The organism is Christensenellaceae bacterium 44-20, from assembly GCA_041223705.1.
Taxonomy (GTDB): Bacteria; Bacillota; Clostridia; order Christensenellales; family Christensenellaceae; genus QANA01.
This window is the reverse complement of sequence record JBCLQU010000001.1, coordinates 546,190-558,037: the sequence shown is the minus strand read 5'-3', so window position 1 is coordinate 558,037 and position 11,848 is coordinate 546,190. Positions and strand designations below refer to the sequence as shown.

General features: G+C 52.2%; 10 protein-coding genes. 8 read left to right on the top strand and 2 right to left on the bottom strand.

Annotation, left to right across the window (positions count from 1 at the left end; all coding sequences use genetic code 11):
* The first annotated feature begins 4 nt into the window (after window positions 1-4).
* From nuoE to AALG83_02950, 4 genes are all read left to right on the top strand, one after another.
* A complete protein-coding gene (nuoE, locus tag AALG83_02965; protein MEY8382117.1) occupies window positions 5-493 on the top strand; it encodes an NADH-quinone oxidoreductase subunit NuoE in 489 nt (162 codons plus the stop codon).
* A gap of 31 nt (window positions 494-524) precedes the next feature.
* A complete protein-coding gene (gene nuoF / locus AALG83_02960; GenBank protein MEY8382116.1) occupies window positions 525-2,399 on the top strand; it encodes an NADH-quinone oxidoreductase subunit NuoF in 1,875 nt (624 codons plus the stop codon).
* A gap of 13 nt (window positions 2,400-2,412) precedes the next feature.
* Window positions 2,413-4,149: an NADH-dependent [FeFe] hydrogenase, group A6 gene (locus tag AALG83_02955; GenBank protein MEY8382115.1), complete on the top strand. Its 1,737-nt coding sequence runs from the start codon at window positions 2,413-2,415 to the stop codon at window positions 4,147-4,149.
* 87 nt (window positions 4,150-4,236) lie between these two features.
* On the top strand, window positions 4,237-5,118 hold the full coding sequence (locus AALG83_02950) for a polysaccharide deacetylase family protein (protein ID MEY8382114.1): 882 nt from the start codon (window positions 4,237-4,239) through the stop codon (window positions 5,116-5,118).
* Window positions 5,119-5,162: 44 nt separating this feature from the next.
* Here the strand turns inward: AALG83_02950 and AALG83_02945 are convergent, their stop codons facing one another.
* Both AALG83_02945 and AALG83_02940 read right to left on the bottom strand, forming a co-directional pair.
* The gene (locus AALG83_02945; protein MEY8382113.1) at window positions 5,163-6,902 is read right to left on the bottom strand and encodes an ABC transporter ATP-binding protein; all 1,740 of its coding nucleotides are present in this window, start codon (window positions 6,900-6,902) and stop codon (window positions 5,163-5,165) included.
* Window positions 6,903-6,904: 2 nt separating this feature from the next.
* Complete coding sequence (locus AALG83_02940; GenBank protein ID MEY8382112.1) at window positions 6,905-8,632, bottom strand: ABC transporter ATP-binding protein; 1,728 nt, start codon at window positions 8,630-8,632, stop codon at window positions 6,905-6,907.
* A 381-nt stretch (window positions 8,633-9,013) separates the two neighbouring features.
* Here AALG83_02940 and AALG83_02935 point away from each other — a divergent pair, with 381 nt between their 5' ends.
* The 4 genes from AALG83_02935 (at window position 9,014) to AALG83_02920 (ending at window position 11,696) form a co-directional block, all read left to right on the top strand.
* Window positions 9,014-9,649: an orotidine 5'-phosphate decarboxylase / HUMPS family protein gene (locus tag AALG83_02935; protein ID MEY8382111.1), complete on the top strand. Its 636-nt coding sequence runs from the start codon at window positions 9,014-9,016 to the stop codon at window positions 9,647-9,649.
* Window positions 9,650-9,667: 18 nt separating this feature from the next.
* A complete protein-coding gene (locus AALG83_02930) occupies window positions 9,668-10,303 on the top strand; it encodes an orotidine 5'-phosphate decarboxylase / HUMPS family protein (GenBank protein MEY8382110.1) in 636 nt (211 codons plus the stop codon).
* A 44-nt stretch (window positions 10,304-10,347) separates the two neighbouring features.
* The gene (locus AALG83_02925; protein ID MEY8382109.1) at window positions 10,348-10,983 is read left to right on the top strand and encodes an orotidine 5'-phosphate decarboxylase / HUMPS family protein; all 636 of its coding nucleotides are present in this window, start codon (window positions 10,348-10,350) and stop codon (window positions 10,981-10,983) included.
* A gap of 80 nt (window positions 10,984-11,063) precedes the next feature.
* Entirely contained in the window at window positions 11,064-11,696 is a 633-nt protein-coding gene (locus AALG83_02920; GenBank protein MEY8382108.1) for an orotidine 5'-phosphate decarboxylase / HUMPS family protein, read from the top strand.
* Window positions 11,697-11,848 lie beyond the last annotated feature (152 nt).

The following is an 11,848-nucleotide window of genomic DNA, read 5'->3' as shown; positions in this document are numbered from 1 at the left end:
TTGAATGCCAACGTTGGTTTTAGAGAAGGCAAAAGTACAAGAACTCAAAGAGTATATCGCGGCTAAAAAAGATATTCCCGGCCCGCTGATGCCGGTAATGCAAAAAGCGCAGGAGCTTTTTGGCTGCCTCTCTTTTGAAGTTCAGGAGATCATCGCGGATGAGATGAATATTCCCATGAGCGATATCTATGGCGTCGCGACGTTCTATGCCCAGTTCAACCTGGAGCCCAAAGGCCGCAATATCATTGGCGTGTGCCTGGGAACGGCATGCTATGTCAAAAACTCCCAGAGCGTTCTGGAAGCGCTGGAAGAGACGCTGGGAATCGCGGAGGGCAAGACGACGGAAGACGGCATGTTCTCTCTGGATGCAACGCGCTGCCTGGGATGCTGCGGCCTTGCTCCTGTCATGATGATCGGGGACAGGGTTTACGGGCGGCTCACTCCTGACGATATTCCGGGGATCATTGAAGATTTCAGAAGAGAAAATCAATAACCGCGATTAGAAAGTAAATGGAGGAGTTAGGATGAAAACGTTGCAGGAACTTGAAAGTGTAAAAAACGCCTCGATTGAGGATGTTAAAATACGGCTCGCAGGAGCAGAGGCCCCCAAGGGCGTCAAGCATGTTTTGGTTTGCGGTGGTACAGGCTGTACTTCTTCCAGCTCGCCGCTGATCGTCGAGAAATTCAACGAGCTGATTGCCCAAAACGGCATCGATGATAAGGTGAAGGTTGTTCGGACAGGCTGCTTCGGCCTTTGTGAGAATGGCCCTATCGTCATCGTCTATCCGGAGGGCACTTACTATAATAGAGTAAGCGTGGACGACGTTGAGGAAATCGTAAAGGAAGATCTCATCGCAGATCGTCCGGTGGAGCGGCTGTTCCATAAGCCTCATGCTGCAAATGAGACTGTGGAGAAAACGCTGCCCAAAATCAATTTCTATAAGAAGCAGAAGCGCATTGCGCTGCGCAACTGCGGCGTAATCGATCCGGAAAAGATTGAGGAGTATATCGCTTTAGACGGCTATCAGGCGCTGGCAAAGTGCCTGCGGGAGTACACGCCGGATGAAGTCATCGAGATTATGACCAAATCTGGCCTGAGAGGCAGAGGCGGTGCCGGCTTCCCGACTGGCCTCAAATGGAAGTTTGCGCGCAATGCACAGAATGAGCAGAAGTACGTCATCTGCAACGCCGACGAAGGCGACCCGGGTGCATTCATGGATCGCTCCGTCTTGGAGGGCGACCCGCACAGTGTCATCGAGGCAATGGCGATTGCAGGCTATGCCATCGGCGCAAACATGGGCTATGTCTACTGCCGTGCAGAGTATCCGATTGCCGTGCAGAGACTGCAGGTTGCCATCGATCAGGCCAGAGAAAAGGGCCTGCTTGGCGGCAAGATTTTCGGCTCAGACTTTGAATTTGATATGGAGATTCGCCTTGGCGCAGGCGCGTTTGTCTGCGGCGAGGAGACGGCGCTGATGGAATCCATCGAAGGACGCCGCGGTGAGCCCCGGCCTAAGCCCCCGTTCCCGGCGAACAAGGGTCTGTTTGGCAAGCCCACGATCATCAACAACGTAGAAACCCTGGCAAATATTCCGGTTATCATCCTGAACGGGCCTGAGTGGTTTGCTTCCATGGGAACGGAGAAATCCCACGGCACCAAGGTTTTCGCTCTGGGCGGCAAGATTGCCAATACCGGCCTTGTCGAGATTCCTATGGGCACGACGCTGCGCGAGATTCTCTTTGATATCGGTGGCGGCATTCCCAATAGCAAGAAGTTCAAAGCTGCGCAGACGGGCGGCCCTTCGGGCGGCTGCATCCCGGCAGAGAACCTGGATGTTCCGATCGACTACGACAACCTGGCAGCTATCGGTTCCATGATGGGATCCGGCGGCCTTATCGTCATGGATGAGGATAACTGCATGGTCGACGTTGCCCGTTTCTTCCTGGAATTCACCGCAGACGAATCCTGCGGCAAATGCGCCCCCTGCCGGATTGGCACAAAGCGCATGCTGGAAATCCTGGAGCGCATCACGAAAGGTCAGGGACAGGAAGGCGATATCGAGAGGCTGGAAGAACTGGCGCATGGCATTCAGGACGGCGCACTTTGCGGCTTGGGCAAAACGGCTCCTAACCCCGTGCTTTCGACCATCAAATACTTCAGAGACGAGTATGAGGCGCATATCAAGGAGAAGCGTTGCCCGGCTGGCCACTGCAAGGCGCTTTTGAGCTATTCTATTGTCGCAGATAAGTGCAAGGGCTGCAGCCTGTGCTCCAGAGTTTGCCCTGTCGGCGCGATTTCCGGCGTGGTCAAGAGCCCGTTTGTCATCGACAGCAGCAAGTGCATCAAGTGCGGGGCTTGCATGGAAAAATGCAAGTTTGGCGCTATCGTGAAGAAATAAGGAGAGGTGAATCATGGTTTCTTTGACAATAGATAATATCAAGGTTGAAGTTCCAGAAAATACTTCGGTATTGGAAGCAGCCAGAAAAGCAAATATTAAAATTCCGACGCTCTGCTATTTGAAGGGTATCAACGCCATCGGCGCTTGCCGTATCTGCCTGGTTGAAATTGAAGGAAACCGGGCGCTGCAGGCGGCCTGCGTTTTGCCTGTTACAGAGGGCATGGTGGTGAAGACCAATTCTCCCAAGGTTTTGAAAGCGCGGCGCCTGAGCCTGGAGCTTCTGCTTTCCAACCACGACAGAGAATGCCTTTCCTGCCCGAGAAACAAAAACTGCGAATTGCAGACGCTTTCCGAGCGTTTCCAGGTTGAGGGCTATGAATACGAGGGCGAGCGGCATCACCTGCCCATCGACGAGCTCTCTCCGTCGGTTGTGCGCAACCCCAATAAGTGCGTGCTCTGCAAGCGCTGTGTAGCGGTCTGCCACAATGTGCAGAAAATCGGCGCGATTGGCGCTGTCAACCGCGGATTTAAGACGACCATTTCGCCTGTCTTCAATAAATCCTTGGAGCAGGTTCCCTGCATCAACTGCGGCCAGTGCATTGCGGCTTGCCCGGTTGGCGCTCTAACGGAAAAGAGCGAGCTGGATAAAGTCTGGGATGCTCTGCGTGATGATAACAAGTTTGTCGTCGTGCAGCCGGCTCCGGCGGTGCGTGTCGCTTTGGGCGAAGAGTTTGGTATGCCTATGGGCAGCAGAGTAACGGGCAAGATGGCGGCAGCAATGCGGCGGATCGGCTTCGACAAAGTGTTCGATACCGACTTTGGCGCAGATTTGACCATTATGGAAGAGGGAACGGAGCTTCTGGAGCGCCTGCAGAATGGCGGAGCGCTGCCGATGATCACTTCCTGCTCGCCTGGCTGGGTCAAATACTGCGAGCACTTCTTCCCGGAGTTCCTGCCGAATCTCTCTTCGTGCAAATCTCCGCATCAGATGCTGGGCGCAATCGTAAAATCCTATTATGCGGAAAAGAACGATATCGACCCGAAGGATATCTTCGTCGTTTCGGTCATGCCCTGCACGGCCAAGAAGTTTGAGCGCTCCAGAGATGGGCAGGCGGGCGCTGGATATGACGATGTGGATGCTGTGCTGACGACCCGGGAATTTGCCCGCATGATCAAGCAGGCCAATATCGATTTTGTCAACCTGCCGGATGAAGATTTCGATAATCTTCTGGGCGAATCCACTGGCGCCGGCGTTATTTTCGGCGCGACTGGCGGCGTAATGGAAGCAGCAATCAGAACGGTTGCCGATATTCTGACCGGCGAAGACCTCCAGGAGATCGAGTACACGGATGTCCGCGGCATCAAAGGCATCAAAGAAGCGACGGTTACCGTTGCTGGAAAAGAACTGCGTGTCGCAGTAGCTTCGGGCACGGGTAATGCAGAGAAACTGCTCAACGCCGTCAAATCTGGCGAAAAGCACTATGATTTCATCGAAATCATGGCTTGCCCGGGCGGATGCGTCAATGGTGGCGGCCAGCCCATCGTTCCCGCTGAGGTGAAGGGTGCTCTGGATCCGAGAGTAGAGCGTGCAAAGGGGCTGTATGGCGAGGATACGGATAAGCCTGTCCGCAAATCCCATAAAAACTCCGAGATCAACAAGCTCTATGATGAATATCTGGGCAAACCCGGCAGCCATAAGGCGCACGAGTTGCTGCATACGTTCTATGCGGCGCGCCCCAAGTTTAACTAATCTGTACGATAAAAAGGAGAGGAAATATTTCCTCTCCTTTTTCTATTCCGCTTGTACGGTGCATACGATTATTTGGGGGTGTTTCATATGAAAAAACGCGCAGTAATTGCCTATGCCAAATTAATTGCAATTGGAATGACCGTCGCGAGCCTGGCACTGCTCGCCTGGAATATCGCATATGCCGCCGTAGAAGGGAAAAACAGCCGGGGAGACACAGAGTGCGTCGAGCTTCCGATCCTGATGTATCACAGCATACTGGACAGCACGGCAAAGGCGGGCGATTATATTATAACGCCCGCAGTTTTAGAGGCCGATTTGCTCTATCTTCGGGAGCAGGGCTATGAGACTGTGCTCATTTCTGATCTGATCCGCTATGTCAACGGAGAGGGAGACCTGCCTGAAAAACCTGTGCTGCTCACATTTGACGATGGCTATTATAATAACTATAGCTATCTGTATCCGCTGCTGCAAAAATACGATATGAAAGCCGTCATCTCAATCATCGGCAAATGCACGGAATACTTTAGCTCCGGCGAAGAGAAGATGAACAACAACTATGCCTATCTGACCTGGCAGCAGCTGGAAGAGATGATGAATTCCGGCCTTGTGGAGGTACAGAACCACACCTATAATTTGCATGGCAAAAACACCCGTTTTGGACTGGTCAAGGCGGCAGGGGAATCTGTGGGGGATTTTTATTCCTATGTTTCTGAAGATTTGGAGCTGATGCAGGCAAAGATGCAGGAAAACCTCCATCAGCGGCCAACCGCTCTAGCATACCCGTTTGGCGCCTTGAGCAAAGATACGGAGACGCTGGCAAGGCATTTGGGGTTTTCCTGCACGCTTACTTGCTATGAAAAGCTCAATATCATAGAAAAGGGCAATCCAGATAGTCTTTACTGCCTGGGGCGGGTGAACCGGGAGTATGGGCCTTCAACGCAGGAAATTCTCAACCGAATCTATAAATAAAAAGAGCGCTTCTCTTTATGAGAAGCACTCTTTTTGATTGCCTGCTATTTGGATTTCGCAAACTGGCTTTGATAGAGCTGCGCATAAAAGCCGCCTTTGGCCAGGAGTTCCTCATGCCGCCCTTGCTCTAAAATATGCCCCTGATTCATCACTAGAATATTATCAGCCTCCAGAATGGTGGAGAGGCGATGGGCGACGATAAAGCTCGTTCGGCCCTGCATCATCTTGTTAAACGCCTCCTGGATATAGAGCTCTGTGCGGGTATCGATATTGCTGGTAGCTTCGTCTAAAATGAGCATAGGCGGGTCTACCAGCATAACCCGGGCAATCGAGAGCAGCTGCCGCTGGCCCTGTGAGAGGCTGCCTGTGCGGTCTGAAATGATGGTATCATAGCCATCCTTCATGCGGGTAATAAAGCCGTGCGCCCGTGCGGCCTTTGCCGCGGCAACCACTTCTTCCATCGTGGCATCCGGCTTTCCGTAGGCAATGTTTTCGCGAATCGTGCCCGTTGCGACCCAAGTCTCCTGCAAAACCATGCCGTATTGGCCGCGCAGACTGTTGCGGGAAAATTCGCGGATATCCGTTCCATCCAGAAAAATCGCGCCCTCATCTACGTCGTAGAAGCGCATGAGCAAATTGATGAGCGTCGTTTTTCCGCAGCCTGTGGGGCCGACGATGGCGATCTTGTCGCCGGGTTTCACCTGAAGGTTGAGGTTTTCTATCAGCTTGCGCTCTGGAGTATACGAGAAAGCGACATGCTCCATCGCCAGGCTCCCGCTGAACTGCGATGGATCGATGACTTTCCTTCCATCCGAAACCTCTTCCGGCTCATCGAGAAGCTCAAACACCCGGTTGGCAGAAGCGAAAGCCGTCTGGATTTGCCCGATGACACCCGAAACCTCGTTAAAGGGCTTGGTATATTGGTTGGCGTAGCTCAAAAAGGAAGAGACTTGCCCGATGCTGATGAGGCCGCGGATGGCACAAATTGAGCCGAAAATGCCCACAGAAGCATAGACAAGGCCGTTGACAAACCGGGTAGAGGGGTTTGCAAGCGAGGAATTGAACTGCGCTTTAATGCCGCTGGCGTGCAAATCGGCATCGATGGCGCAAAATTTCTCTTCGGCTCTCTGCTCATAAGTAAAAGCTTTGATGACCTTCTGATTATTGATGGTCTCGTTGATATGTGCGCTGAGCCTGCCCTGAATTTCGGACTGCATGGAGAAATACTTGTTCGTGCGCTTGACGATAAACGAAGCGACAAAAATGGAGAGCGGCGTTACCAAAACGACGATGACCGTAATGACTATATTGACGGAGAGCATGAAGCCCAGCGTGCCAAGAATCGTGATGATGCCGGTGAAAAGCTGGGTCAGGCCTTGGGTCAGGCCGTCGCCGACCTGTGAAATGTCGTTGACCACCCGGCTGATGATGTCACCGTGTGCGTTGGTATCGATATAGCGCAAGGGAACAGCGTTCAATTTAGCAATGGCGGCTCTGCTGAGATCCCGCGTCGTATTCTGCACGATGACGCTGGTGAAGACAGAAGTGAGCCATTGGAAGGCGGTGCTGACAAGCAGGGTAATCCCATAAAAAATGAGGATGCGCGCCACTGCGGGAAAATCGACCTGGCCTTGCCCGATGATGAGATCGACGGTATCGCCGATCAGAATCGGCCCGAGCAGGGAAAGCGAGACGCCGATGAGCGCAGAGAGAATCGCCAAAAAGATATAGAAGCCGTATGGCTTGAGCACGCCGAGAAGCCGGCGAAATGTTGCCTTGTTCATCGCTATTTCACCTCTTCTTCCAAGATAGACTGGGATTTGCAGATTTCATGATAGATGGGGCAGGAAGCCAGGAGCGATTGATGCGTTCCGCTGCCCACAATTTTACCGTCGTCCAGCACGAAAATCTGATCGGCATGGCGGATGGAAGCGGCTCTTTGCGAGACCAGAATGAGTGCCTGCAGCCCTTGCTTGGTCGCCAAAGCCTGGCGGAGTTTTGCATCGGTGGAGTAGTCCAGAGCACTGGTTGCATCATCTAAAATAAGAATCTCGGGCTGGGCGACAAGCGCCCGTGCGATGGTAAGGCGCTGTTTTTGCCCGCCCGACAGGTTTTTTCCGCCCTCGCTGATAGGCGCCGAGAGCCGGCCGGGCAACGCGTCGACAAACTCCTTGCTTTGAGAGACGGCCAGCGCCTGCTCCAAATCCTCTAGGGAGGCGTTTTCATCCCGCAGCCGCAGGTTGGATTCGACAGTGCCGTTAAAAAGAACGGTGTGCTGTGGCACAATAGAGACTTTCTGCCGCAGCTTCTCCAGTTTATATTCCCGCACATCCACGCCGCCAACCAGAACTTTTCCGGCAGAGACGTCGTAAAAGCGCGGAATCAAATTGATGAGGGTAGATTTGCCCGAGCCCGTGCCGCCGATGATGCCAACGGTCTGGCCGGGCATGATGGTAAAGTTAATATCCGAAAGGGAATCTTCTCCCCCGTAGGAGTGGAAAACATGCTCAAAGCAGAGCACAGGTGCGCCGCTTTTGGCTTCGCCGGGCGCCCCGGGGCCATCCGTAATGGAGGGGGCCGTCTCGAACACTTCGTTGATCCGCGCGGCCGAAGCGGAGGCTTTGGTGAAGATGACGACCAGGTTGGCCACGACCATCAGCGCCAAGGCAATTTGCGAGAGGTAGTTGACAAAAGCGACGAGCTCGCCCTGCGTAAACGTTCCGGAATCCACGCGGTAGCCGCCAAACCAGATGACGGCAATCGTCGCAAAGTTCAGCAGCATGAAGGTGAGCGGGTTGAGCAGCGTCGCAAGGCGCTCCACGCGCATGGCCGTTCTGCGGTAATCATCCGTGGCGGCATAGGCTTTTTCGCTCTCGCTTTTCTGCTTGGAAAAGGCCCGGATGACGCGGGCTCCCGACAGCGTTTCGCCCGTCAGCAAAGAAACCTTATCCAGCTTCTTTTGCAGTGTTTTATAGTAGGGAACCGAGCGGCTCATGATCAGCCAGGTCACGAACGCGACAACAGGCGCCATCACCAAAAACACCGAGGAGAGGCTTAGATCGATGAACATGGAGACGATGATAGAGCCGATGACGAGAAAAGGCGCCCGGACGACCAGGCGGATCAGCATGGCAACTGCCAGCTGAATTTGGTTGACATCCGCCGTCAGGCGGGTAACCAGCGTCTGCGAGCCGAACTTGTCGATTTCAGCATGAGAAAAGCGCATGATATGCGCATAGAGCTGATCCCTGATTTTTGTGCCCACACCCTGGCTTGCCTGGGCTGCGAACCGCTGGCAGACCAGCGTGGAGCATAGGCCGACGACATAGAGCAGCACGAGAATGCCACCCATTTTGAGCACATAGCCCTCATCACCGTTTTTGACGCCGACATCGATGACTTTTGCCATGATGATGGGGATGATCAGCTCAAAGATCGCCTCGATCAGCTTAAAAAGCGGCCCTAGAAAAACCTGCTTTTTAAAGTCTTTTAGGAATCTTGCCAGTTTAACCATAAGAACCTCATTTTACCATGAAAGTATTGTTATTATACGCTATCATTATACCTATTTTTTCTCTCATTTCAAACCTTTCGGGCAAAATAAATACTAAAAAATAAACTTGTAAAGTGGGCGCGTTTATGATAGCATGAAGGTGTCGAAAGACATGAATTCATTTGCAGGCCGGTTTGCAAAAAGGAGTCAGATATGGTCGGGAAAATTGCCTGTGATAAAGAGCAAAGGCGGTATCCGTAACCGGGGCTGAATGCCCCAAAAGATCATGAAAATCTCCAATTTGCAGGCCGTATTTTTTTAGCATCAAAGGCCTCAAAAAGTTTTATCAAATCCTATTGATTTCATTTAAATGGCGAAAAGCCATTTAGAAAGGTGTAATAAATGTTACTACAGTACGCAATTGATAGCCTGACGCTGGAACAGGGAATGGCTATCGCCGAGAAAATTCGGGACTATGTGGACATCATCGAGCTGGGCGAGGGAATGATCCAAAGATATTCTCTTTCCGCCATCACGAAGATGAAGCAGGCGTTTCCGGAGAAGAAGATTCTGGCAGACCTGAAAATCATGGATGCTGGCTATAATTATGCCATGGATGCCTATGAGGTCGGCGCAGATATCGTAACGGCATGTATCGTAGCTACAGAAGGAACGGCAAAAGGGCTTATCGACGCGGCAAAAGATGCAGGCAAGGAATCCTGGCTGGATTTCATCGCCATCCCCTCCGAGAACTATGCAGACTATGTCGAATATCTCAACCGGCTGGCACCGGATTACGTCTGCGCGCATCTTGGCAGCGATATTTATGAAAAAGAAGGCGGCGCAGATGCCCGCGCCCGCATGTTTGAAAAAATCGGCGAGCTGAATTTCTCCTCTAAACTTGTGCTTTCCGGCGGCATCAGCCTGGCGGATATCCCGGCAATCAAAAAGGTAGCTCCGCATCATGTCAATGTGGGCGGGGCCATTGAGAAAGCGGCGGATCCGGTGGCTGTGGCCAAAGCATTTAAAGAAGCTTAAGGCAGGGGAGGAAAAAACATGATTTTACAATATGCGATTGATACGCTTCCTTTGGAAGAGGGCATTGCCATTGCGGAAAAAGTCCGCGAATATGTGGATATTATCGAGCTGGGCGAGCGGATGATCAGCAAATATTCGCTTTCCGCGGTGACGAAAATGAAGGAAGTTTTCCCAGAGAAAAAAATTCTGGCCGATATTAAGATTATGGACGCTGGATACAGCGAGAGCAAAAAGGCGTTTGAGGCGGGGGCTGATATCGTAACCGCCTGCATCCTGGCGACAGAGGGAACCTGCCGTGGCCTGATTCAGGCTGCAAAAGAGATGGGAAGGGAATCCTGGCTGGATTTCATCGCCATCCCTGCTGAGAAATATGTCGACTACGTGGATTATATCAACGAGCTGGCGCCGGATTACGTCTGCGCGCATCTTGGCAGCGATATCTATGAAAAAGAGGGCGGCGCGGATGCCCGTGCCCGCATGTTCGAAAAAATCGGGGAGCTGAAATTCAATTCCAAACTGGTTCTTTCGGGCGGTATTGTGGTCGCGGATATTCCGGCAATTCTGAAAGTAAATCCGCACCATGTCAACGTCGGCGGCTCGATTGAGAAAGCCGCAGACCCTGCTAGTGTTGCTAAAGCTTTTAAAGAAGCTTAAAATAGCAAAATTTGAAATTGGAAAAGGAAAAGGAGAAAAAGAACATGAAAATCCAATTCGCAATCGATTGCCTGAGCTTTGGCAGAGGAATTCAGCTGGCGACAGCTGTGGAGCCGTACATCGATATCATCGAGCTCGGCGAAGAATTCATCGCGCGCTATGGCCACACGGCAATTCGGGAGTTCAAAGATCTCTTCCCGAATAAGAAAATCCTGGCAGACCTCAAGATTATGGACTCCGGCTACAAAGTCGGCAAGCCCTGCCTGGAAGCTGGCGCAGATATCATCACGGTTTGCGCGCGCGCCAAGGAGAAAACCATTGCCGAGACCATCCGTGCTTGCCACGAGCTGGGCAAAGAATGCTTTGTAGACCTGGTTGCAGTCCCGGATTACGAGCCCTATGTTGAGATGCTCAACAAGCTTGGCCCGGATTACGTCTGCTTCCACCTCTCCGGCGATGATTCCAGAGACGGCCAGGAGAAGACGACCGAGCGCCTGAACGCGATGTTCGAGGAAGTGAAGCGCCTGGACTTCAAGGCCAAGAAAGTGCTCTCCGGCGCAATCCGCGTCGAGAACATCGAGGCTGTGAAATCCTGCAATCCGTATCACGTTATCATCGGCCGCGCGATCAAAGAGGCGGATGATCCGGCAGCAGTTGCGAAGACCTTCTTTGAGGCGTAAGCGCTGAAAAGCGTAAGTGTTCAAAGCCCCCGGCATTTGCCGGGGGTTTAAAAAAATAAAAAAATAGGGAGGAAGAACGAATGAAATTGCAGCTTGCACTTGATCTCTACGACATCGATAAAGGCCTTGAAATGGTGCATAAAACAAAAGATTATGTCGATGTATTCGAGCTTGGAACCGGCTTCATGGGCGCGCATGGCTATGAGCTGGTGAAAATTTTCCGCGCAGCTTTCCCGGATATTCAGCTTTTGGCTGATGTCAAGACGGTAGACGGCGGCTACAGCACATCCAAGAAGATGTTCGATTATGGCGCAAACTTTGCGACGGTTGTGGGTTATGGGGATATGTCTACGGTTGCAGGCGCCGTGCAGGCGGCCAGAGAAGCAGGCCCTGGGCATTACGCGATGGCAGATCTGATGCATATTCAGGACTATTCCGCCCATAAAGAGAAACTCAATAAAGCCGGCATGGATTACGTCTGCGCGCATATCGCGGTCGATTCCGAAGGCAAAGAGGATCACCGCTCCTATGAAGAGGTGCTTTCCGGCATTATGGCAACGGGCTTTGATGCGAAAGTCGCTGTGGCAGGCGGGTTGACGCTGGAGCGCATTCCGTTGGTGAAAAAATACAATGTCGATATGGTCATTATCGGCCGTGCGATTTTGAATGCAGAAGATCCGGGCGCTGCGGCCAAGGCATTCAAAGAAGCATAAGAGCATTTGCAGGCCGAATTTGGATGTCTGGTTTTCCAAAAAAGGGATGCAAAATAGAAAAAAGAGCCTGGCGAAAGCCCGGCTCTTTTTTCGTTGCTTCACTTTAACGCGAAAGAAAGAAAACGGCAAGTAGGTTGGCCTAATTTTGGGCA